General features: G+C 71.8%; 20 protein-coding genes. 15 read left to right on the top strand and 5 right to left on the bottom strand.

The features are described 5' to 3' along the window. Positions 1 to 50 precede the first annotated feature (50 nt). Positions 51 to 611 carry a dihydrofolate reductase family protein gene (locus ACBR40_RS18975; RefSeq protein ID WP_371249566.1) on the top strand — a complete coding sequence of 187 codons (561 nt, stop codon included), beginning with the start codon at positions 51 to 53 and terminating at the stop codon, positions 609 to 611. Positions 612 to 690: 79 nt separating this feature from the next. Here the strand turns inward: ACBR40_RS18975 and ACBR40_RS18970 are convergent, their stop codons facing one another. Together ACBR40_RS18970 and ACBR40_RS18965 are read right to left on the bottom strand one after the other, a co-directional pair. Next, positions 691 to 1965, bottom strand: a complete 1275-nt coding sequence (locus ACBR40_RS18970; protein WP_371249565.1) for a phytase — start codon at positions 1963 to 1965, stop codon at positions 691 to 693. Positions 1966 to 2132: 167 nt separating this feature from the next. Next, a complete protein-coding gene (locus ACBR40_RS18965) occupies positions 2133 to 3299 on the bottom strand; it encodes an ABC transporter substrate-binding protein (RefSeq protein ID WP_344211736.1) in 1167 nt (388 codons plus the stop codon). Positions 3300 to 3495: 196 nt separating this feature from the next. Between ACBR40_RS18965 and ACBR40_RS18960 the strand changes: the two genes are divergently transcribed. The 14 genes from ACBR40_RS18960 to ACBR40_RS18895 all read left to right on the top strand — a co-directional run bounded on the left by ACBR40_RS18960 (position 3496) and on the right by ACBR40_RS18895 (position 18356). Next, a complete protein-coding gene (locus ACBR40_RS18960) occupies positions 3496 to 4248 on the top strand; it encodes a GntR family transcriptional regulator (protein ID WP_371249564.1) in 753 nt (250 codons plus the stop codon). An 86-nt stretch (positions 4249 to 4334) separates the two neighbouring features. Beyond that, on the top strand, positions 4335 to 5306 hold the full coding sequence (locus tag ACBR40_RS18955; RefSeq protein ID WP_371249563.1) for a Gfo/Idh/MocA family oxidoreductase: 972 nt from the start codon (positions 4335 to 4337) through the stop codon (positions 5304 to 5306). Further along, on the top strand, positions 5303 to 6145 hold the full coding sequence (locus tag ACBR40_RS18950) for a TIM barrel protein (protein ID WP_371249562.1): 843 nt from the start codon (positions 5303 to 5305) through the stop codon (positions 6143 to 6145). The genes ACBR40_RS18955 and ACBR40_RS18950 overlap by 4 nt, the downstream gene beginning before the upstream one ends. 20 nt (positions 6146 to 6165) lie before the next feature. Next, a complete protein-coding gene (gene iolC, locus ACBR40_RS18945; RefSeq protein ID WP_371249625.1) occupies positions 6166 to 7104 on the top strand; it encodes a 5-dehydro-2-deoxygluconokinase in 939 nt (312 codons plus the stop codon). Further along, on the top strand, positions 7097 to 8011 hold the full coding sequence (locus tag ACBR40_RS18940) for a deoxyribose-phosphate aldolase (RefSeq protein WP_344211744.1): 915 nt from the start codon (positions 7097 to 7099) through the stop codon (positions 8009 to 8011). Before iolC ends, ACBR40_RS18940 begins: the two co-directional genes overlap by 8 nt. Continuing rightward, entirely contained in the window at positions 8008 to 9846 is a 1839-nt protein-coding gene (iolD, locus tag ACBR40_RS18935) for a 3D-(3,5/4)-trihydroxycyclohexane-1,2-dione acylhydrolase (decyclizing) (protein WP_371249561.1), read from the top strand. The genes ACBR40_RS18940 and iolD overlap by 4 nt, the downstream gene beginning before the upstream one ends. Then, complete coding sequence (locus ACBR40_RS18930; RefSeq protein ID WP_344211748.1) at positions 9846 to 10826, top strand: inorganic phosphate transporter; 981 nt, start codon at positions 9846 to 9848, stop codon at positions 10824 to 10826. Before iolD ends, ACBR40_RS18930 begins: the two co-directional genes overlap by 1 nt. Further along, on the top strand, positions 10823 to 11482 hold the full coding sequence (locus ACBR40_RS18925; RefSeq protein ID WP_364444785.1) for a DUF47 family protein: 660 nt from the start codon (positions 10823 to 10825) through the stop codon (positions 11480 to 11482). Before ACBR40_RS18930 ends, ACBR40_RS18925 begins: the two co-directional genes overlap by 4 nt. A gap of 44 nt (positions 11483 to 11526) precedes the next feature. Continuing rightward, the gene (locus ACBR40_RS18920; RefSeq protein WP_371249560.1) at positions 11527 to 13353 is read left to right on the top strand and encodes an ABC transporter permease; all 1827 of its coding nucleotides are present in this window, start codon (positions 11527 to 11529) and stop codon (positions 13351 to 13353) included. After that, a complete protein-coding gene (locus tag ACBR40_RS18915) occupies positions 13354 to 14451 on the top strand; it encodes an ABC transporter ATP-binding protein (RefSeq protein ID WP_344211754.1) in 1098 nt (365 codons plus the stop codon). Next, on the top strand, positions 14448 to 15212 hold the full coding sequence (locus ACBR40_RS18910; protein ID WP_371249559.1) for an HAD family hydrolase: 765 nt from the start codon (positions 14448 to 14450) through the stop codon (positions 15210 to 15212). The genes ACBR40_RS18915 and ACBR40_RS18910 overlap by 4 nt, the downstream gene beginning before the upstream one ends. Next, the gene (locus ACBR40_RS18905; protein WP_371249558.1) at positions 15203 to 16054 is read left to right on the top strand and encodes an inositol monophosphatase; all 852 of its coding nucleotides are present in this window, start codon (positions 15203 to 15205) and stop codon (positions 16052 to 16054) included. Before ACBR40_RS18910 ends, ACBR40_RS18905 begins: the two co-directional genes overlap by 10 nt. Beyond that, complete coding sequence (locus tag ACBR40_RS18900; RefSeq protein ID WP_364444779.1) at positions 16051 to 16854, top strand: HAD-IIB family hydrolase; 804 nt, start codon at positions 16051 to 16053, stop codon at positions 16852 to 16854. Before ACBR40_RS18905 ends, ACBR40_RS18900 begins: the two co-directional genes overlap by 4 nt. Beyond that, positions 16851 to 18356: a CoA-acylating methylmalonate-semialdehyde dehydrogenase gene (locus ACBR40_RS18895; RefSeq protein ID WP_371249557.1), complete on the top strand. Its 1506-nt coding sequence runs from the start codon at positions 16851 to 16853 to the stop codon at positions 18354 to 18356. The genes ACBR40_RS18900 and ACBR40_RS18895 overlap by 4 nt, the downstream gene beginning before the upstream one ends. Positions 18357 to 18562: 206 nt before the next feature. On the opposite strand, the gene ACBR40_RS18890 is transcribed toward ACBR40_RS18895, so the two are convergent. From ACBR40_RS18890 to ACBR40_RS18880, 3 genes are read right to left on the bottom strand one after another with little or no spacing between them, the layout of a single operon-like run. Then, positions 18563 to 19612, bottom strand: coding sequence for a mechanosensitive ion channel domain-containing protein (locus tag ACBR40_RS18890; RefSeq protein WP_344211764.1), 1050 nt, complete (start codon positions 19610 to 19612; stop codon positions 18563 to 18565). Positions 19613 to 19632: 20 nt separating this feature from the next. Continuing rightward, positions 19633 to 20628: a ribonucleotide-diphosphate reductase subunit beta gene (locus tag ACBR40_RS18885; protein ID WP_364444774.1), complete on the bottom strand. Its 996-nt coding sequence runs from the start codon at positions 20626 to 20628 to the stop codon at positions 19633 to 19635. Positions 20629 to 20662: 34 nt separating this feature from the next. Then, on the bottom strand, positions 20663 to 22846 hold the full coding sequence (locus ACBR40_RS18880; protein ID WP_344211768.1) for a ribonucleoside-diphosphate reductase subunit alpha: 2184 nt from the start codon (positions 22844 to 22846) through the stop codon (positions 20663 to 20665). Positions 22847 to 22915: the final 69 nt, after the last annotated feature.

The raw sequence follows: 22915 nt of genomic DNA, 5'->3' as shown, positions 1-22915 counted from the left end.
ACAACGACGGAGGGCCGCACACCCGGCCCCCTTCCCCCTGGAGGACCATCATGAGGACCATCGCCGCCGGCTTGTTCATCTCCCTCGACGGTGTCGTGCAGGACCCGGCCGACTGGCACTTCCCGTACTTCGACGAGGCGATGGGCGCCGCCGTGGAGGCCCAGATGGCCGACACGATGCTGTTCGGGCGGGTGACGTACGACGGTTTCGCCGAGGCGTGGCCGGAGCGGGAGGCGGAGGGCGGCGAGGACGCCGGCTTCGCCAAGACGCTCGGCGACGCCCGCAAGATCGTCGTCACGCACCGGCCCCTGGAGTCAACCTGGCGCAACTCCGAGGCCATCCAGGGCGACCTGGTCGAGGCCGTGACCGCGCTGAAGCAGGAGGAGGGCGGCCGCATCGCGATCAGCGGCTCGATCTCGGTGATCCGCCAGCTCCTGGAGGCGGGCCTGCTGGACGAGCTGCACCTGCTGGTGCACCCGATCGCGGTCCGCAAGGGCGAGCGGCTGTTCGACGAGGGCAACCCGATCCCGCTGGAGCTGATCCGCTCCGAGACCTTCCCGACGGGCGTGCTGAACCTCGTCTACCGTCCCGCCGCGCGCAACGAGCCGTAGAGAACGCCTGGTCAACCCCTCTCCCCCTGTCCCGGAGCGAACTCCGGGGCAGGGGGCGCTTCAGAGCAGGTTAGGCGGCTCAGTCGCGCGGGTCCCAGCCGTCGGTGTCGACGTCCAGGTCGAGCTCGTCGGCGATGTCGTCCCACTTGGTGAACTTGAAGTTGGTGATCTCCCGGTCTCCTTCGGCCGGCGTGTTGACGCCGTCGTGGGCGATGAAGACGCCCTCGTCGAAGTCGCCCAGCGGCACGTTGAGGACGGTCGAGCCGTCGCTGACCTCGACGCCGTCGATGCCGTTGCCCGCGCCCACCCTGAACTGGCCGAGGTAGGAGTTGGCGCCCTCCCTGCGGTAGACGGCGAAGGTGTTGTCGCCCTGGCTGGAGGCCAGCAGGTAGCCCTTGCCGTCCTCGCGGTAGTAGATCGTGAGGCCCTCGGCGTCCGCGGTCAGGTGGTGGCCGCCGAAGCCCGGGTCGGCGCCGGACGTGCACTCCTCGGTGGCGGGGTCGTAGGTGCCGGGGACGCCGTACTCCTTGACCTTGTCCACCAGCACCGGCGTGCCGGTGAGGTCGGCCCGCATCCGCCAGATGCCGACGTCCTCCTGCGCGGCGTAGAGGACGTCCCGGTCCTGGTCCACGACCATGCCCTCGACCTGCGCCTGCTCGTCAGGCTCCAGGCACGGGGTCCACGACTGACCGTTGGGGAGGGTGAACGAGGCGGGCAGGTCCAGCGTCCTGACGAGCTGGTAGCCGACCTTGCCGCCGGGCTTGGCCAGCAGCTTGACCAGGCCGATCGAGGTCTTGTGTCGGCGGCTGACCAGCGCGTACGTGCCGGTGGAGTCCTTCCACGCGCCCAGGCCGTACGCCGTCTCGCCGTCGTTGACCTGCCCCTGGCTGGTGTTGAAGACGAACGGCGCGGCCGGGTCGGTCACGTCCGTGAGGCGGCCGTTGGAGATGGAGTAGATGCGCAGGGTGTCCCGGCCGCGGTCGGAGACGATCGCGAGGTCGCGTCCGGCGAAGCCGTAGGTGACGTCGACGTTGTTGAACCGGCCGGGCTCGTCGTCGGGCCCGGGGGCGGCGGGCGCCGCGAAGTGCTGGAGCGGGCGTCCGTCGAGGTCGTAGACGTTGAGCCCGCCCTCCTTGGCCGTGGTGACCACCACGCTCCTGCCGGAGTCGGACGGGTGCACCCAGATCGCCGGGTCGTCGCCGTTGGCGTTGCCGCCCGCTTCGTCGTCGTATAAGGCGGGGGTCTCGACGTCAGGGTGCACCGTCGGGACGGTGGAGCCGGACGCGGGGACCGCCGTGCCCGCCGCGAGGGTGAACATCAGGGCTGCCAGGGTGAGCCTGGGCAGGGGACGCATTGCGCCTCCTCGTTCTGGGGAGTGATGGTGCGAAGGTAACCACTAGGTGCCGCAATTTCAACCGGTCATCCTTATGTCAGGACATAAGGACTTATAGGAGAACCAGGGCATGCGAGGCCGGCCGCCCGGCCGAGGTCTCCGGCCGGGCGGCCGTTCCGGTGCGCCGGCTAGCTCTTGTTGACGCGCCAGAAGTCGGAGATGTTCTGGCGGTTCTGCAGGTCCCCGAGCAGGCCCTTGGGGTCGGTGTGGAAGAGCTGGCCCTGCCAGTCGGACAGTCCGGCCGGGGTGACCAGCGGCTTGACCGTGCTGTTGCCCGAGATGCCGCCCTCGCCGATCTCGTGCTTGACGCCCTCTTCGGTCATGATGAAGTGCACGTACAGCTTCGCCGCGTTGGGGTGCTTGCTCTTGCTGGCGATCGCCACGTACTTCGGGTAGCTGAAGCCGGTGAAGGGCGCCATGCCCTCGCACGTGGACTGGTGGTAGCCCTTGTCCTCGTTGTTGCGGAACTTCGAGATCGACATGAAGCCGATCTTCTTGTCGGTCGCGTTCGGCGCGCCGACCGCGCCGGAGATGTCCTCGTCGGAGCCGGTCAGCACCGGCCGGTTGCCGGCCAGCCGCTTGACCCACTCGTAGGCGGCGCTCTTCTCCTCCGTCTTCAGCGGCTTGCCGTACTTGGCCTGGAACGCCTGCTCCAGCGCCTGGTTGCCGTGCGCGTCCAGCTGGGTGAAGAACGACAGCACGGTCGGCTTGCCCAGCGGGTCCTGCATCACCAGCTTGCCGGCCCATTCCGGCTCGGTCAGGTCCCAGATGTTCTTGACCGGGCAGCCGCCGGGCGACAGCTTGGTGTTGTAGGCGAAGACGGTGGCCTTGGACAGGGCGAGCAGCGGGTTCTGGTTCTCGGCGGGGATCTGGTCCTTCAGGTCCGAGGGGATCCAGGTCTGCGTCACGCCCTGCGGCGCGAGCTGGCCGACCAGCACGCCGCCGTCCTCGTACATGGCCGCGTCGATGGTGACGTTGTCGGCGGCGTGCTCCCTGAGCATCTTCTCGGCGGTCTGCGGGGTGTCGGACTTCACGCCCTCCATGGCGATGCCGTACTTGGCGGTGAAGGCCTTCGCCACCTCCTCGATGTCGCCGCTGGAGTCGTAGACCAGCAGGCTGCCTTCCTTCTTCGCGGCGGCGACCAGCGCCTCCAGATCGAAGTTCGCGTCGAGCGAGGGGCCGGGCAGCGCCTTGGCGGTCGCCGTCGACGGGGCGTTGCCGGCCGTGGAAGGCGCGCACGCCGCAGCGGCCGCCGCCAGCACCGCCACGGAGATGATCTTCGCGGTACGCCTCATGATGGCGTCACTCCTCTTACCTAGCAAGGGTGAAGCGTCGCACCAGCCCCGACGACGCCATGGTGAGCTCACGATGAACGTCGCGTGAACAGTTTGTCAAGACATTCTTACGTCATATTGCCACTCTCTTATAGGCAGAAATTAGGCCCTGTCCTCACATAGTCAGGACATACAGACATCACTTACGTTCGGCCTCGTGACTCCGAAACTGGACATCGACCTCGACAGGACGAGTCCCATCCCCCTCTACTTCCAGGTGGCCGAGCGCCTCGCCCACGCCATCCGGACCGGCGAGCTGGCTCCCGGCTCCTGGCTGCTCAACGAGGTCGAGCTGGCAGGACAGCTGGGACTCTCGCGCCCGACCGTGGGCAGGGCCATCCAGTACCTGGTGGACAGGGGCCTGGTCGTCCGCAAACGCGGCGTGGGCACCCAGGTCGCGCACAGCCAGGTCGAGCGGGCGGTCGAGCTCACCAGCCTGTACGACGACCTGCGCAGGTCAGGGCAGGAGCCGAGCACCAGGGTGCTGTCCATCGGGACCGTCGCGGCCGATGACGACGTGGCGGTCGCGCTGGGGATCGCGCCGGGCGCCGACGTGGTCCGGCTGGAGCGGGTCAGGTACGCCCGCGGCGAGCCGCTGGCCCTGTTACGCAACTGGCTGCCGCTCAGGCCCCAGTCCCCGCCGGCCCGCGTGTCGGCCGAGGCTCTTGAGGAACACGGGCTCTACGAGCTGCTGCGCTCAGGCGGCGTGCGGCTGCGGGTGGCCAACCAGCGGATCAGCGCCCGCGCCGCCAGCCAGGAGGAGGCCACGCTGCTCGGCGAGCGGCCGTCCTGCCCCCTGCTCACCCTGGTCCGCACCGCCTACGACGACCAGGGCGGGTGCGTGGAGCACGGCTCGCACCTCTACCGCGCCTCCCACTACTCACTGGAGGTCACCCTCGTGGAGCGATGAGCAACTTTCTCCTTATGTCAGGACAAACTGTTGACTGTTCATCTCCCGTTCATCTACAACTGGAGACCCCTGGATGAGGAGCGATCATGCGTGTGGGTCTACTGGGCCTCGGGCGGATCGGCATGTTCCATGCCGCGACCCTGTCCGCTCTCGTCGACGAGCTCGTCGTCACCGACGTGGACGCGAGCAGAGCCGAGGAGGCGGCGCGACGGCTGGGAGCCCGGGTCGGCGACCCCTTCGACGCCGACGCGGTGGTGATCACGACCCCGACGTCCGCCCACGCCGAGGCGCTGCTGCGGGCCTGCGAGCTGAAGGTGCCGGCGTTCTGCGAGAAGCCCGCCGCCCCGACCGTGGCCGAGACCCTGCGGGTCGCCGCGGCGGCCGAGCGCAGCGGCACCCCCGTGCACATCGGCTTCCAGCGCCGCTTCGACGCCGGCTACACGGCCGCGCGCACCGCGCTGCGCGCCGGGGAGCTCGGCGAGCTGCACCGGGTCCACCTGCTGACCGGCGACCCCGCGCCCCCTCCCGCCGCGTACGTCGCCCAGTCGGGCGGCATCTTCCGCGACTGCCACATCCACGACTTCGACATCCTGCGCTGGGTCACCGGCCACGAGGCCGACAGCGTGTACGCGATCGGCGCCAACCGCGGCGCCGAGTTCTTCGCCGAGTCCGACGACGTCGACAACAGCGCCGCGCTCATCACCATGGACGACGGCACCCTGGTCACGCTGCAGGGCTCGCGCTACAACGGCGCGGGTTACGACGTGCGCATGGAGCTCGCGGGCACCCGCGGCACCTGGACGGCCGGGCTGGGCGACCGGACCCCGCTGCGTTCCGCCGAAGGTCTCGATCCCGCCGGGCCGCCGTGGCCGGACTTCCAGAGCAGGTTCGAGGCCGCGTACGTCGAGGAGATGAACGCGTTCCTCGCGATGGCGCGGGGCGAGATCGAGAGCCCCTGCACCGTCCGGGACGCCCTGGCCGCGCTCCACCTCGCCGAGGCGGCCGACCTGTCGCGCCGCGAGGGCCGCAGCGTGCGCGTCACGGAGGTGACCAAGTGAGGATCGCCGCCGCCCCCATCTCCTGGGGGGTCTGCGAGGTCCCCGGCTGGGGCCACCAGCTCCCCGCCGGACGCGTGCTCGCCGAGATGGCCGAGCTCGGTCTGACCGCCACCGAGCTGGGCCCCGAGGGCTTCCTGCCCGCCGACCAGGACCTGCTCGGCCACCACGGGCTGCGGCCGGTGGGCGGATTCGTCCCCGTGGTCCTGCACGACCCCGGCCACGACCCGCTGCCGGGACTGCGGGCCACGTGGTCCGGGTTCGAGGCGGGCACGGTCGTGGTGCTGGCCGCCGCCACCGGCCAGGACGGCTACGACACCCGCCCCGAGCTGGACGAGACCGGCTGGCGCACCCTTCTCGGCAACCTGGACCGGATCGCCGCGGAGGCGGCGCGGGCGGGCCGCGTCGTCACCCTCCACCCGCACGTCGGCACCATGGTCGAGAGCCGCCGGGAGGTGGACCGGGTGCTCGAAGGCAGCTCCGTCGCGCTCTGCCTGGACACCGGCCACCTGCTCATCGGCGGCACCGACCCGCTGGACGTCGTCGGCCGCGCCCCCGGCCGCATCGCCCACGTCCACCTCAAGGACGTGGACGCGGCACTCGCGGCGCGCGTGCGCTCCGGCGAGCTGTCCTACACCCAGGCCGTGCGCGCCGGGATCTACCGCCGGCTCGGGCTGGGCGACGTGGACGTCAAGAGCATCGTCGCGGGCCTGACGGCCGCCGGTTACACCGGCTGGTACGTCATGGAGCAGGACGTGATCCTCGACGCCGAGCCCCCGGCGGGGGCGGGCCCGGCCGACGACGTCCGCGCGAGCGTGGCGTTCCTGCGGGGCCTCGCGTGAGGCCGCCGGAGGTGCTGACGATGGGCCGGGTCGGCGTGGACGTCTACCCGCTGCAGGTCGGCGTGCCGCTGCGGCAGGTGGAGACGTTCGGCAAGTACCTGGGCGGCAGCGCGACGAACGTGGCCGTGGCCGCCGCCCGCCTGGGCCGGCGCAGCGCGGTGATCACCAGGACCGGGGACGACCCGTTCGGCGCGTTCGTCCACGACGCGCTGCGCGCGTACGGCGTGGACGACAGCCTCGTCACCGCGGTGCCGGGGCGGCCGACCCCGGTGACGTTCTGCGAGATCAGGCCCCCCGAGGACTTCCCGCTCTACTTCTACCGCGACCGGGCCCCCGACCTGGAGATCTCGCCCGGCGAGCTGGACCTGACCGCCGTCACGCGGGCCGGGCTGTTCTGGGCCACCGTGACGGGGCTGTCGGCCGAGCCGTCGCTCGGCGCGCATCTGGCCGCGTGGCGGGCCCGGGGGCGCCGGCCGTACACGGTGCTCGACCTGGACTACCGGCCCATGTTCTGGCCCGGCGCGGCGCTCGCCCGCGAGCGGGTGCGCGCCGCGCTCCGGCACGTCACCGTCGCGGTCGGCAACCTCGACGAGGTCGAGGTCGCCACCGGGACCCGCGACCCGGTCGCGGCCGGCGCGGCCCTGCTCGCGGCCGGCGTCGAGCTGGCGATCGTCAAGCAGGGCTCGGCCGGCGTGCTGGGCATGACCGCGACGGAGACGGTACGGGTCCCGCCCGTCCCCGTCGAGGTCGTCAACGGCCTCGGCGCGGGCGACGCCTTCGGCGGCGCGCTCTGCCACGGCCTGCTCGCCGGCTGGCCGCTGGAGCGCACGCTGCGCTTCGCCAACGCGGCGGGCGCCATCGTCGCGGGACGCCTGGCCTGCGCGCCCGCGATGCCCACGGTGGACGAGATCGAGGCCGCCCTGTCCACCCACTCGGAAGGAGGTCTCACCCATGCGTGAGCAGGACTACCGCAGACTGCTCGACGAGCGGGCCTGGCAGCCGGAACTGGTCGCCGAGGCGGCCGCCGCGCGCAGGCGCAGACCGCTCAGGAACGGCAGGGAACACCTGCTCATCATCGCCGCCGACCACCCCGCGCGCGGCTCGCTCGGGGTCGCCGGTCACCCCATGGCCATGCGCAACCGCGTGGACCTGCTGGACCGGTTGATGACCGCCCTGGCCAGGCCGGGCGTGGACGGCCTGCTGGCCACCCCCGACATCGTCGAGGACCTGCTGCTGCTCGGCGCGCTCGACGACAAGCTCGTCATCGGGTCGATGAACCGCGGCGGCGTGCAGGGAGCGGTGTTCGAGTTCGACGACAGGTTCACGGCTTACGACGCCGACTCGATCGCGGCGATGGGGCTCGACGGCGGCAAGATGTTGTGCAGGATCGCCCCCGAGGACGCCGCCACCGCCGCCACCCTGGCCCACTGCGGCGAGGCCGTGACCCAACTGGCCGGCCACGGCCTGATGGCGATGGTCGAGCCGTTCTGGTCCAGCCGCCACGAGGGCGTGGTCAGGCACGACCTGTCGCCCGAGGCGGTGATCCGCAGCGTCAGCGTCGGCCAGGCGCTCGGCGCGACCTCCGCGCGCACCTGGCTCAAGCTCCCGGTCGTGGCGGACATGGAGCGCGTCATGGAGGCGACGACCCTGCCCGTCCTGCTGCTGGGCGGCGACTCCGGCCAGGACTCCGACGAGATGTTCGGCTCGTGGAGCAGGGCGCTGCGCCTGCCCGGCGTGCGCGGCCTGGTCGTCGGCAGGACGCTGCTCTATCCGCCGGGCGGCGACGTCGAGGGCGCGGTCGACACCGCGCTGAGCCTGCTGGAGGCGACCGGCCCCCGGCCGGTGCCCGCGGGAGGTGCGTCATGAGGCTGACCACGGCGCAGGCGCTGGTGCGCTTCCTCGCCAACCAGTGGTCGGAGCGCGACGGCGTCGAACACCGGCTGATCGCCGGCGTCCTCGGCATCTTCGGCCACGGCAACGTGGCGGGGATCGGCCAGGCCCTGGCGGAGGAGGGCGCGGGCACGGGCGATCCGCTGCCTTATTACCTGGCGCGCAACGAGCAGGCCATGGTGCACACCGCCGTCGGCTACGCGCGCACCCGGCGCCGGTTGTCGACGTTCGCCTGCACGGCCTCCATCGGCCCCGGCGCCACCAACCTGGTCACCGGGGCGGCGCTGGCCACGATCAACCGCCTTCCCGTGCTGCTGCTGCCCGGCGACATCTTCGCCACGCGGGCCGCGGGACCGGTCTTGCAGGAGCTGGAGGACCCGCGCTCCTACGACGTGTCGGTCAACGACTCGCTGCGCCCGCTGTCGCGCTTCTTCGACCGGATCAACCGGCCCGAGCAGCTGCCCTCAGCCATGCTGGCGGCGATGCGGGTGCTGACCGACCCGGCCGAGACGGGCGCCGTCACGCTGGCGCTCCCGCAGGACGTGCAGGCCGAAGCGCACGACTGGCCGGAGGAGCTGTTCGCCAGGCGGGTGTGGCACGTGCCTCGACCGGTGCCCGAGCCCGCCGCGCTGGCCAGGGCCGTCGAGCTGCTGCGGGAGTCGCGGCGGCCGCTGATCGTCGCCGGGGGCGGGGTCAGGTACAGCGAGGCGTGGACGGAGCTGGCCAGGTTCGCCGAGAACCACGGCGTCCCGGTCGGCGAGACGCAGGCGGGCAAGGGCGCGCTGCCGTACGACCACCCCTGCGCGGTCGGCGCGATCGGCCACACGGGCACGCGGGCCGCCGACACCCTGGCCCGCGAGGCGGACCTGGTCATCGGCGTCGGCACCCGCTACACCGACTTCACCACCGCCTCGCGCACGCTGTTCGGGCAGGCCAGGTTCCTCAACGTGAACGTCACCGCCTTCGACGCGGCCAAGAACTCCGGCCTGATGCTCGTCGCCGACGCCCGCGCGGCCCTGCGCGCGCTCGACGAGGTGGACTGGCGGGCCGACGCGGACTGGACCCGCCGGGCCACGACCCTGGCCACCGCCTGGCAGGCCGAGGTCGGCCGCGCCTACGCGGGGACGCAGCTCACGCAGCCCGTCGCGCTCGGCATCGTCAACGAGATCGCCGCGGGCGGCGTGGTGGTCAACGCCGCCGGCTCGATGCCCGGCGACCTGCACCGGCTCTGGCGCGCGAGCGACCCCGAGCAGTACCACGTGGAGTACGGCTACTCGTGCATGGGCTACGAGATCGCCGGCGGGCTCGGGGTGAAGCTCGGCGCGCCGGAGCGCGAGGTGATCGTGCTGGTCGGCGACGGCTCCTACCTGATGATGGCCCAGGAGATCGCCACGGCCGTGCAGGAAGGCGTCAAGCTCGTCATCGTCCTGGTGGACAACCAGGGCTTCGCCTCGATCGGCAGGCTCAGCGAGTCCGTGGGCGCGCGCAGGCTCGGCACCGCCTACCGGGCGCGCGGCGCGGGCGGCGAGCTCGACGGCGCGCCCCTGCCCCTGGACCTGGCCGTCAACGCCGCCAGCCTGGGTGCCGACGTGCTGCGCGCCGACACTCCCGAGTCCCTGCGGGCGGCCCTGGTCAAGGCCAAGGAGTCCACCAGGACCACCGTCGTCCACGTGGAGCCCGTCCCCGGCGACGGCCCTGACGCCGAGGCCTGGTGGGACGTGCCGGTCGCCGAGGTGTCCGCGCTGCCCGAGGCCCGGGCCGCGCGCGAACGCTACGACGAGGCCAAACGCGACCAACGGTCCTACCTCTGATGGGCTGGACGCTGGCCTTCGCCCTGGTGGCCGTCCTGTTCGTGCTGATCAGCGGGGCCAACGACGCGGCCACGCTGATCGGGCTCGGGCTGCGGTTCCCGCACATGCCCGGCTGGGTGGCCGTCACGCTGCTCGTGACGATCCTGTTCGCGGTGCCGTACGTGCTGGGCGTGGCGGTGGCGCGGACCTTCACCGAGGGGCTGGCGGGCCTCGGCACCAGCATCGGCGCGGCGGTGTTCCTGGTCGGCGTGGTGGTCGCGATCGTGGTGGTGGCGGTGCTGACCGGCAGAGGACTGCCGACCAGCCTCACGCTGGCCGTGATCGGCGGCATCTCCGGCGCTGGCCTCGGCGCCGGCGTGCCGGTGTCGTGGGGCAGCCTGGCCGGCGTGCTCGCGATCGGGCTCTGCGCTCCCGTGGTCGGCCTGGTCCTCGGCTACCTGCTGGGGACCGCCTCCCGCCGGGTGCCGTCCTACCGGCGGATGCCCAGGCTCGTGCTGGCCGCCCACCTGGTGGCGTACGCGGCCCAGTGCACCGCGTACGCCGTCAACGACGGCCAGAAGATGATCGCGGTCGTGAGCGTGGCGCTCGACGTGGGCCGCAACGGACTCGGCGGGGTCGGGCCCGTCGCCGTCTCCCCCGCGTGGATGGCCGTCCTCGTGGCGCTGTTCCTGGCCGGGTCCCTGACCAGCCTCGACCGGGTGGGCGAGCGGATCGGCCGCGGCCTGGTCATCGCCCGGCCGCTGCACGTGCTGTCGGCCGAGACGGCGGCCACCGGCGCCGTGCTCGGCAGCTCGGCCCTGGGGAGCCCGGTGAGCATGACCCAGTCGGTGACGGCTGGCGTCGTCGGCGTGGCCGCCAGTGAGGGAAGCAGGAGGGTGCGATGGCAGGGCGTGGTGAACATGGGCACGGCGTGGCTGGTCACCCTCCCGTCGTCCCTGGTGCTGGGCTGCCTGGCCGGACTCGGGCTGAGGCTGCTGTGAGCGGCGCGAAGGGCCGCGCCGGCCGGCTCGGCAGGGTCCTGGACGACCTGCGGGGCCGTACCGGCCGGCGGGTGATCGACCTGCTCCGCCGCCAGGTCGCCAGCGCGCGGGAAGGCGCCGAACTGGCGTGCACGGCCGCGTCGGGCACGGTCGAGAGCACGCGGGCCCGCGCCCGCATGTCCGTGGTCGAGCACGAGGGCGACGAGGCGCGGGCCGAGCTCGTCCGGGCGCTGTCGCGGACGCTGGCCACCCCCCTCGACAGGGAGGATCTGTTCCGGCTCTCCCGCTCCATCGACGACGTGCTCGACCAGCTCCGGGACTTCGTCCGCGAGGCCGACCTGTTCGGGCTGTCCGACCTGAGCTTCGCCGTCGAGCCGCTGCAGGCCGTGATCGACGGGCTGGACGAGCTGGAACAGGCCCTCGTGAAGATCCTCGGCGATCCGGGCTCCGTCATGGCCGCCCTGCTGGCCACCAGGAAGTCCCAGAGCCGGGTGCGCCAGCTCTACCAGGCGAGGCTCACCGCGCTGTTCGCGGGGCGTCTGGAGATGGACACCCTGCGCGAACGCGAGCTGCTGTCCCGCCTGGACGCGGTGGGCCGGCGGCTCGGAGAGTCGGCCGACGCCCTCGCCGACGCGATGCTCAAGAGAAGTCACTGAGCCCAAGAGAAGTCACTGATGCCCTACCCCCCGAAGGAAACGCCATGGCTGTTGTGACGAAGACGGAGCCGCCACCTCGCCCGCCGAGACGGCGCAGACTGCTCTACCGCCTGCAGGTCATGCGGCACGACCCGACGGCCGCGCTCGGCCTGATCCTCGTCGTCCTGCTGGCCTACCTCGTCGTGGCCCCGCTGTTCGCGGTGCTGTCCGACGCCTTCCGCCTGCAGTACGGCGACGAGGTGCACGCCGGCCAGCAGCCCGGCGAGTGGACCGGCTACTACCTGTGGCGGGTCTTCCGCTCCCAGATCAGCGAGCTGCTGTTCTGGGAGCCGCTGGTCAACACGCTCGTCGTCGCCGTGGGCACCACCCTGTTCGCGCTGGTGCTCGGCGGCGGCATGGCGTGGCTGGTGACCCGGACGAACGTGCCGGGACGCAAGTGGCTGGCGGGGGCGCTGGTGGTGCCGTACATGCTGCCGTCGTGGACGTTCTCGCTGGCCTGGCTGACGCTGTTCAAGAACGAGCGGGCCGCGGGGCAGGTGGGCTTCCTCCAGGCCCAGGGCATCCGCACGCCGGACTGGCTCGCCTACGGCCCGCTGCCGATCATCGTCACGCTCGGGCTGCACTACTACCCGTTCGTGCTGCTCCTGGTGGGCAACGCGTTGCGCCGCATCGACGTGCAACTGGAGGACTCGGCGCGGATCCTGGGCGCGCCGCGGCGCGTCGTGGTCCGGCGGATCGTGATCCCGCTCATGCTGCCCGCGTTGTCGTCGGCCGTGCTGCTCGTGGTCGGGCGGGTGCTCGGCACGTTCGGCACGCCGTACGTGCTGGGGCTGCCCACCGACTACCGGGTGCTGTCCACCGGGCTGTTCCAGTCGATCCGCGACCGCAGCACCGGCGTGGCCTCCGTGCTCGCCACCGTCATCGTGATCATCGGCATCGTGATCGTCTTCACCGACATGCGGCTGATGCGCGAGCAGCGCAGATTCGTCACTGTAGGCGGCAAGGGCGCGATGGACCGGCTGAGCGACCTGCGCCACTGGCGCTGGCCCGCCTACGCGCTCGGCATGGCGGTCTTCGCGGTGAGCGTGCTCGTCCCCGTGCTCACCCTGCTGCTGTCCACGGTGACCAGGACCCCGCTGGACCTGTCGACCTTCACCCTCGACTTCTGGATCGCCGAGAAACTCCCCGGCGCGGTCGGCTTCCCGCACGGCGTGCTGCGCGGCTCGGAGCTGTGGGAGGCCGCGTGGAACTCGGTGCGCATCGTCGGACTGGCCTCGCTGATCTGCGCCGTCGCCGGCCTGCTCGTCGGGTATGTGGTGATGCGCGGGACGGCCCCGCGCATCGCGGCCTTCCTGCGGCAGGTCTCCTTCCTGCCCTACCTCATCCCCGGCATCGCCTTCGCCGCCGCCTCGCTGTCGCTGTTCGCCGTCGCCCGCGGGCCCGTCCCCGCGCTGTACGGGACGACGTTCCTGCTCATCCTGGTCATGGCCGTCACGCACCTGCCCTACAGCTCACGCTCGGGCATCGCGGCCATGATGCAGCTCGGCAGGGAGCCGGAGGAGGCCGCGCAGATCGCCGGGGCGTCGTGGTGGCAGCGGATGCGCAGGATCATCTTCCCCATCCAGAAGGGCGCGCTCGTCACCGGGATCGTGCTGCCCTTCATCTCAGGGCTCAAGGAGCTCAGCATCGTCATCATGCTGACCACCACCGGGACCCAGCTGCTCACGACACTGTCGATCGGCCTGGTCGACTACGGCTACACCCAGCTCGCCAACGGCGTCGTCCTCATGATCGCCTTGCTCTCCTTCACCATGACCTACCTGACCCAGCGCCTCACCAAGAGCAGCCTGGCTTCCGGACTAGGAGGATAGATGCCGGACATCACCCTCAGCGCGATCTCCAAGAGCTACGGCGGCGGAGAGTTCGCTGTGAAGAACCTCGACCTCGTGGTCCCCGACGGCGCTTTCATGTGCCTGCTCGGCCCTTCCGGCTGCGGCAAGACCACCACCCTGCGCATGATCGCCGGTCTCGAACAGCCCACGGCGGGCAGCATCGCCGTCGGCGACCGGGTCCTCGACTCCGTCGAGCAGGGGATCTACGTCCCTCCCGAGAAACGCGCCATGGGGCTGGTCTTCCAGAACTACGCCCTCTGGCCGCACCTGTCGCTGCGCGAGAACGTGGAGTTCGGCCTGCGCATGCGCAAGGTGCCCGGCCCGGAACGGCGGGCGCGGGCCGAGGCGGCGCTGAAGATGGTCCACGTCGACGCCGCCATGGACCGCTACCCCTCCCAGCTGTCCGGCGGCCAGCAGCAGCGCGTCGCCCTGGCCAGGATGCTCGCGGTCAACCCCACGGTGCTCCTGCTCGACGAGCCGCTGTCGAACCTCGACGCCCGGCTGCGCCTGGAGATGCGCGCCGAGCTCAAGCGCATCCACGAGGAGAGCGGCGCGACGATCGTCTTCGTCACCCACGACCAGCTCGAAGCGCTCACCATGGCCACCGACGTGGCCGTCATGAACGAGGGCGAGCTGCAGCAGCTCGCCGCCCCGATGGAGATGTACGCCAGGCCCGCCAACCGGTTCGTCGCCGAGTTCGTCGGCAGTCCGCCGATGGCGATCGTGGACGCGGGCGCCTCCCCCGGCGGGCTGGCCGCGTCCCTGCTGCGCTTCGTCGAGTCGCGCGGCGCGCAGAGCACCCCGGCCGCCGTCGGCATCCGGCCGGAGGCGCTGCGCTTCGGCACCCCGCCCGCCGCCGCCTGGAGCGAGGAGGCGGTGGTGGAGGCCGTGCTGCCGGCGGGCTCCTCCTGGACGGTACGGCTGCGCGTGCTCGACACCGAGCTGTACGCCGTGTCCTACCAGCCGGTCCAGGCCGGCCCGGGCGACGTGCTGACCTGCTGGACCGAGCAGCTGCACCTGTTCGGCGCCGACGGCGCGCGGATCACCTCCTGGGACCGGGCGGAGGTCAGCGCGTGAACCGTCCCGAGGCGCTGCTCCTCGACTTCGGCGGCGTGATCGTCGAGACCGTCAAACGCCCGTCCTGGGCCGCCGAGCTGGCCGCCGAGGTGCACGCGCTCCTCGTGCGGACCGGGTTCGACGGGCTCACGGCCGAGGAGGTCGAGAGCGACATCCGGGCCGCCGCGCGGGCCGACAAGTACTGGAAGGACTCCACCTCCCGGCAGTTCGCCCCGGAGGAGATGACGCACCGCAGGTTCTGGGCCGAGTTCGTGGCCACGGACTGGCCCGAGCGGGCCCGCACGCTGGTGACCGTCGAGGCGACGCCCCTGTGCAAGCGCATGGGCGAGCTGCGCAGCGACCGCAAGCTCCGCACCGGCATGACGGAGCTGCTGGCCGCCTGCTGGGAGCACGGCGTCGTCCCCGGGGTGGTCAGCAACTCCCTGTCCGGGGCCGTGCACCGCGACTACATGACCGCCGCCGGGCTGGACGACCAGGTGGCGGTGCAGGTGTACAGCGACGAGGTCGGCGTCCGCAAGCCGAACCCCGAGATGATCCGGCTCGCCTGCCGGTCCCTGGGCGTGGACCCGGCCGACGTCTGGTACGTCGGGGACAACTACGACCGTGACGTCATCTGCGGCGCGCGGGCCGGGGTGGGCGCGACCGTCCTGATGGTCTCCGCGAGCACCGACAAGATCCCGTACGCGGTGCGGCAGAGCCCTCAGGCCACCGTCGAGGACCCCCGCGCCCTGCTGAGACTCCTGGAGCAGACATGGATGTGAACACCTCTCGCGAGCTGGCCGACATCGCCGTCGAGGCGGCGAGGGCGGTCGGCGACCGCCTGCGCGGCGCCTTCCGCTCCCGCCCCGAGATCCAGACCAAGCGTGACTTCCACGACCCGGTCACCGTGCACGACAAGGCGGCCGAGGAGGACATCCGCGCCGTTCTGGAACGGCGCTGCCCCCACAGCGTGGTGGTCGGCGAGGAAGGCGGCACGCGCGGCGAAGGCGCCGTCCGCTGGTACGTCGACCCGATCGACGGCACCGCGAACTTCGCCGCCGGCCTGCCGTTCTTCTGCACCTCGATCGCGGCGGCGCTCGACGGCGAGGTGGTGGCCGGGGTGGTCTACGACCCCGTACGCGACGACGAGTTCACCGCCTGGCTCGGCGGCGCCGTCTGCAACGGCGAGCCGATCCGCAGCGCCGGCGCCGCCACCGAGCGCGAGGCGATGCTGCTGTCGAGCTACCCCACCCCCCGCGACCTGGCCGAGGACGAGGAGGGCGCGCTGCGCCGCTTCTCGCGGATGACCCAGGCGTTCGCCGCCATCCGGCGTCCCGGCAGCGCGGCGCTCAAGCTCGCGCACGTCGCCGCCGGCTGGTCCGACGTGGCCTACGGCACGCGCGTCAACGCCTGGGACGTGGCCGCGGGCTCCCTCCTGATCAAGCAGGCCGGCGGCGTCTACATCCCGCTGTCGGGCAGCGTCTTCGAGCCGGGCGGCTACCTCGCCACCGTGGGCGGCTTCGACCTCGCGGGCTCCGTGCTTGCCGACGTCGCGGAGTCGGCGCGGGCCGGCAGGGCGGAGTCCGCGCGGGCCGATGTCGCGGGGGCGGGGAGCTCCCGATGATCCGCTGGATCGTGACGGACCTTGACGGCACCCTCGTCGGCCGCGACCTGGCCATGGTCCCTGCCAGCCGGGAGGCCCTGCGCCGCTTCCGCGCCGCGGGCGGCGAGGTGATCCTCGCCACCGGCCGCATGGAGTGCTCCGCCCGCCCCTACTACGACGAGCTGGGCCTGGACGGGCCCGCCATCCTCTACAACGGCGCCGCGACCGTGAACCCGGCGGCGGGCGCCGTGCTGCGCTCGCGCAACCTGCCGGCGAGCGCGTGGAAGACGCTGCTCGGCCTGTTCGGCGAGCTCCCCGAGGGGGTCTACCCGGTCGCGTTCTCCGGCGGGGAGGCGCTGGCCGTGCACGACGTGCCCGAGCTACGCGAGTACGCCAGGCGCGACGGGATCACGCTGCGCGACCCTGGCGACTGGGCGGCGCTGCCGCCCGACGAGATCGTCAAGTGCATGCTCATCGGCGGCCCGTTCCCCGAGCTGGACATCCCGGGTACGGTCACGGTCCGCTCCGAGGCGACCTACCTGGAGGTGCTGTCGGAGCAGGCGACCAAGGGCACCGCCCTGCGTGCGCTGGCCGCGGCCATGGGCGTGCCGATGGAGCAGGTCGCCGCCATCGGCGACAACCCGAACGACCACGACATGATCGCGGCGGCCGGAGTGGGGTTCGCCGTCGGCGACGGCCACCCGGACGTCGTCGCCGCGGCCGACGTCGTGGCGAGGGCCTGCGCCGACGGCGCGCTCGTGGACGTCGTGGAGCTGGCGTTCCGGTCCAACGGTTGGGCCGGGGGGAAGGGAGAGCTGTGAGGTCGGTCAGGCATTGGATCAACGGCGCCCGCGCGGACGGCGACGCCCGTTCCGCCGAGCTGTTCGACCCGGCGACCGGGGAGGTCGGCGGGCATGTCGCGCTGGCCTCGCCCGCCGACGTGGACGCGGCCGTGGCGGCCGCCGCGGCCGCCTTCCCCGCCTGGCGTGACACCTCGCTGGTCAAGCGGGCCCGGGTGCTGTTCCGCTACCGCGAGCTGATGGAGGCCCACCGCGACGAGCTGGCCGCGCTGGTCTCGGCGGAGCACGGCAAGGTGCACTCGGACGCGCTGGGCGAGGTGGCGCGCGGGCTGGAGGTGCTGGATTTCGCGTGCGGGATCCCGCACCTGCTCAAGGGCGCTTTCTCCGAGGGCGTCTCGACCCGGGTCGACTCCTATTCGATGCGTCAGCCGCTGGGCGTGGTGGCGGGGATCACGCCGTTCAACTTCCCGGTCATGGTGCCGATGTGGATGTTCCCGATCGCGGTCGCGTGCGGGAACACGTTCGTGCTGAAGCCGTCGGAACGCGATCCGTCGGCGTCGCTGCTCATGGCGCGGCTGTGGAAGGAGGCGGGGCTGCCCGACGGGGTGTTCAACGTCGTGCAGGGCGACAAGGTCGCCGTGGACCGGCTGCTCGAACACCCCGGCGTCCGGGCGGCGTCGTTCGTCGGCTCCACCCCGATCGCCAGGCACGTCTACGAGCGCGGCACCGCGCACGGCAAGCGGGTGCAGGCGCTCGGCGGGGCCAAGAACCACATGCTGGTGCTGCCCGACGCCGATCTCGACCTGGTCGCCGACGCCGCCGTGTCCGCGGGCTTCGGCTCGGCGGGCGAGCGGTGCATGGCGATCTCGGTGGTGCTCGCGGTGGAGCCGATCGGCGACGAGCTCGTACGGAAGATCGTCGAGCGGGTCGAGCGGCTGGTGGTCGGGCCGGGCGACGACCCGAAGTCGGAGATGGGGCCGCTGGTCACCCGGGCGCACCGGGACAAAGTCGCCTCCTACCTGGACCTGGGGGTTCAGGAGGGCGCCACGCTCGTGGTCGACGGCCGCGACGCCCCCGTGCTCGGCGGCGGCAGGGCCGCGGAGACGCCGGGCTTCTGGCTGGGCCCGACCCTGCTCGACCACGTGCCCGTCAGCTCGCGGACGCACGTGGACGAGATCTTCGGCCCGGTGCTGTCCGTCGTGCGGGTGTCGTCGTACGACGAGGGGCTGAAGGTCATCAACGACTGCGAGTACGGCAACGGCACGACGATCTTCACCAACGACGGCGGCGCGGCCCGGCGTTTCCAGAGCGAGGTGGAGGTCGGCATGGTCGGCGTCAACGTGCCGATCCCGGTGCCGATGGCGTTCTACAGCTTCGGCGGCTGGAAGGCGTCGCTGTTCGGCGACACGCACGTGCACGGCACCGAGGGCGTGCACTTCTACACCAGGGGCAAGGTCGTCACATCCCGCTGGCCCGACCCCTCGCACGGCGGCGTGAACCTGGGCTTCCCCACGAACGCGTAGCCCGCCAGCCGCGACGTGTGGACCCCGGGCTCGGCCGGCGTGAGCCGGCCCGGGGTGTGGGCGGGGTCCGGCCGGGGGGCGCCAATCCCGTCGGCCAGGCCGCGGCCCGCGGCCCTCTTCTTTCAGGGCCGCCGCGAAGGAAGATCAAGCGGTTCGCTGCCGGACATTCACCACGTTAAGCGGATGATCGGCAGAGAGCCATCCATTTATCCGGGCAGCCCCGCGCTCTCGACGCGGAAGCGGGGCAGCGCCTCCGGATGGTTGTCGCGCACGTAGTCGACCAGGAACTCGCGCACGTCGCACTTGAGGTCCCACGCCGAGGGCGAGTCGGCGGCGCTCATCAGGCAGCGCAGCTCGACCAGCCCGTTGGGCAGCACGTCGGTGACCTGCAGTGTCCAGTCCTTCTGGTCCCACAGCGGGTTGCCCTGGAGGAACTCGTACAGCGCCTCGCGCAGCCGTTTGACCGGCACCGACCAGTCCACCCGCAGTTGGACCGCGGCCAGGACGCGGCTGCCGTGCCGGGTCCAGTTCTCGAACGGGTTCTGGGTGAAGTAGCTGACCGGCAGCACGAGCCGCCGCTCGTCCCAGAGCCGCAGCACCACGTACGTGAGCGTCAGCTCCTCGATCCGCCCCCACTCCTCCTCGACCACGACCACGTCGTCCAGCCGGAGCGCGTCGCTGAAGGCGAGCTGCAGCCCGGCGAGCACGTTGCCGATCGTGGGCTGGGCGGCGATGCCGACGACGGCGCCGGCGATGCCGGCCGAGGCCAGCAGGCCGGCGCCGAGCGCGCGCACGCCGGGGAAGGAGAAGAGCATCGCGCCGACCGCGATCACGATGATGACCGCGGCGGCGATGCGGCGGACCAGCGCGATCTGGGTCATGATGCGCCGGGCCCGCCGGTTGCGCTCGCCCTCGATCTGCACCAGCCGGTCGAGGACGACGTCGGTCAGCGCGTACGAGGCCTGCACGATCAGCCAGGTCACCGCGGCGATGGTGAGCAGCCCCAGCACCCGGTCCACGCCCTCGGCGAGGGCCCGCTGCCGGCCCGACTCGCCGAGGATGCCCACCCCGAACACCACGTTGGTGGCCACCACGGCGGCCACCGCGAACGCCGGCCACGTGCAGCGCTCCACGAGGTGCTGGGCGAGCGCCCATTTGCGCCCGATCCTGCCGAGCACCCGCCGGACCACTTCGACCAGGAGGATGGATCCGATCACCGAGAACACGAGGATCGGCCAGTCCGCCGGATGCTGCACGCTCTTGCCCCCTAAAAATCCTAGAACGTCTCGTCGAAGCTCACATTGCCCTCAACCGCCACCTGGTAAGCGGAGACACGCCTTTCGAAGAAGTTCGCCAGCTCCTGCACGTCCTGGAGCTCCATGAACGCGAAGGGGTTGGCCGAGCCGTACCTGCGGGGCAGGCCGAGCCGGGTCAGCCGCTGGTCGGCGACGTATTCGAGGTATTGGCGCATCTGGTCAACGCCCATGCCCGGCATGCCCTCGCCGCACAGGTCCTCGGCGAAGGCCAGCTCGGCGGCGACCGCCTCCTCCAGCATGGCGGTCACCTGCTTGCCCAGCTCGTCGTCGAAGAGCGACGGCTCCTCGGCGCGCACGGTGTCGACCACGCTGAAGGCGAACTCCATGTGCATGGACTCATCGCGGAACACCCAGTTCGTCCCGGTGGCCAGGCCGCCGAGCAGGCCGCGGGAGCGGAACCAGTAGACGTAGGCGAACGCGCCGTAGAAGAACAGGCCCTCGATGCAGGCGGCGAAGCAGATGAGGTTGAGCAGGAACTGCCGGCGCTGACCGGCGTCCTCCAGCCGGTCGAGCCCGCCGATCGAGTCGATCCACTTGAAGCAGAACTCGGCCTTGTCCCTGATGGACGGGATGTGCTCGACCGCGGCGAACGCCTTGACCCGCTCGTCGGGATCCGGCAGGTACGTGTCCAGCAGCGTCAGGTAGAACTGCACGTGCACCGCCTCCTCGAAGAGCTGCCGGCTCAGGTAGAGCCGCGCCTCGGGCGCGTTGACGTGCTGGTAGAGGTTGAGCACGAGGTTGTTGGCCACGATCGAGTCGCCGGTCGCGAAGAAGGCGACCAGCCGGTTGATCAGGTGCCGCTCCTGCGGCGTCATCCGCGCCAGATCGGCGACGTCGCTGTGCAGGTCCACCTCCTCGACGGTCCAGGTGTTGCGGATGGCGGCGCGGTAGCGCTCGTAGAAGTCCGGATAGCGCATGGGGCGCAGGGTGAGGTCCATTCCGGGGTCGAGCAGCATGACGTGGGACTCCTTGACGTCGGTGAGGGGGCTACTACTGGCAGGCTTCGCAGGTCTCGGGGTTCTCCAGCGAGCACGCGATCGCGTCCAGGGCGGCCGGGGCGGCGGCCACGGTGGTCTGGGCGATGCGGGTCGCGGGGCGCGAGCGCAGGTAGTAGGTGGTCTTGAGGCCCTTCTTCCAGGCGTAGGCGTACATCGAGGAGAGCTTGCCGATGGTCGGCGCGGCCATGAAGAGGTTGAGCGACTGCGACTGGTCGATGTACGGCTGGCGGGCCGCGGCGAGGTCGATGAGCGCCTTCTGCGGCAGCTCCCAGGCGGTGCGGTAGAGCGTCTTCAGGTCGTCGGGGATGCCGGGCACGTCCTGGACCGAGCCGTCGGCGCGCTTGATCGCGTCGCGCATCTCCTGCGTCCACAGCCCGCGCTCCCGCAGGTCGGCCACCAGATAGCGGTTGACCTGCAGGAACTCGCCGGACAGGGTCTCGCGCTTGAACACGTTGGACACCTGCGGCTCGATGCACTCGTAGCAGCCGGCGATGGAGGCGATGGTGGCGGTCGGCGCGATGGCGACCATGAGGGAGTTGCGCAGCCCGGTCCGCGCGATCTTGGCGCGCACCGCGTCCCAGCGGGGCGTGGCCGGCAGGTAGTGGTCGGGGTGCAGCACGCCGCCGGCCGCGCGGGTGTCGGCGTAGGAGGGGTGCCGGCCGCGCTCGGCGGCCAGGTCGGCCGAGGTGTCGTACGCGGTGAGCGCGATCTCCTCGGCGATCCTGGTGGACAGCTCCAGCGCCCGCGGCGAGTCGAAGGGCAGCCGCAGCGCGAAGAACACGTCGGCGAGCCCCATGACGCCGAGCCCGATGGGCCGCCAGCGCCGGTTGGCCGCCTCGGCCTCGGGCGTCGGGTAGAAGCCGAGGTCGATGGTCCGGTCGAGGAAGCGCACGGCGGTGCGTACGGTGCCGCGCAGCCGTTCCCAGTCCAGGTCGCCCTCCGCCAGGTGGGCGGCCAGGTTGACCGAGCCCAGGTTGCAGACGGCGGTCTCGCCGTCGCTGGTGACCTCCAGGATCTCGGTGCACAGGTTCGACAGGTGGATGACGTTGCCGGGGCGGGCGGTCTGGTTGGAGGTGCGGTTGGCGGCGTCCTTGAAGGTCATCCAGCCGTTGCCGGTCTGGGCGAGGGTGCGCATCATCCGGCCGTAGAGGGTGCGGGCGGGGATCTGCCGGACGAAGCGGCCGGCCGCCTCGTACGCGCGGTAGGCCGCGGTGAACTCCTCGCCGTACAGGTCGGTGAGGTCGGGCGTCTCCTTCGGGTCGAACAGCGACCAGACCTCGTCGGCCTCGACCCGGCGCATGAACTCGTCCGGCACCCAGTTGGCCAGGTTGAGATTGTGGGTGCGGCGGGCGTCCTCGCCGGTGTTGTCGCGCAGCTCCAGGAACTCCTCGACGTCGGCGTGCCAGGTCTCCAGGTAGACGCAGGCCGCGCCCTTGCGCCGGCCGCCCTGGTTGACCGCCGCCACCGAGGAGTCGAGGGTGCGCAGCCACGGGACGATGCCGTTGGAGTGGCCGTTGGTGCCGCGGATCAGCGAGCCGCGCGAGCGGACCCTGGTCCAGGAGATGCCGATGCCGCCGGCGTACTTGGACAGGCGGGCGACCTGGCCGTAGCGCTCGTAGATGGCCTCCAGCTCGTCGCGCGGCGAGTCGAGCAGGAAGCACGACGACAGCTGCGGACGCCGGCTGCCGGAGTTGAACAGCGTGGGCGAGCTGGGCAGGTACGACAGCGTCGACATCAGCCGGTACAGCTCGGCCGCCTCCGCCACGGTCTCGGCGAGCCCGCAGGCGACGCGCAGGAAGAAGTGCTGCGGCCGCTCCAGCACCGCCCGGGTCTCGGGGTGACGCAGCAGGTAACGGTCGTGGACGGTGCGCAGGCCGAAATACTCGAAACGGTCGTCGGCCGCCGGGTCGACGAGGGCGTCCAGCTCGGCGGCGTGCTCGGCGACGAACGCGGCCAGCCGGTCCTGGAGCAGCCCGGCCGCGTGGCAGGCGGCCACCGACTCGGAGAAGGCGCGCACTCCCTGCCCGGCCGCCTCCTCGGCGATCTCCTCGGCCAGCAGCCGGGCGGCGACCCGTGAGTTCTCCGGGTCCGTGATCACCCGGGCGGCGGCCTCCTCGATGGCCAGCCGGCGACCGGCCGCGTCCAGGTGCCTGGCGGCCTCGACGGTCTGCGTCACGTGCTCTCCTCGCGAGCTCATTCCCGGGGAAGGGCACGCCAGAGCCACGCGGGCAGGCCACGTCGCCCC

The organism is Nonomuraea sp. AD125B, assembly GCF_041402765.1.
Classification (GTDB): Bacteria; Actinomycetota; Actinomycetes; order Streptosporangiales; family Streptosporangiaceae; genus Nonomuraea; species Nonomuraea bangladeshensis.
This window is presented reverse-complemented; position numbering and strand designations above follow the sequence as displayed.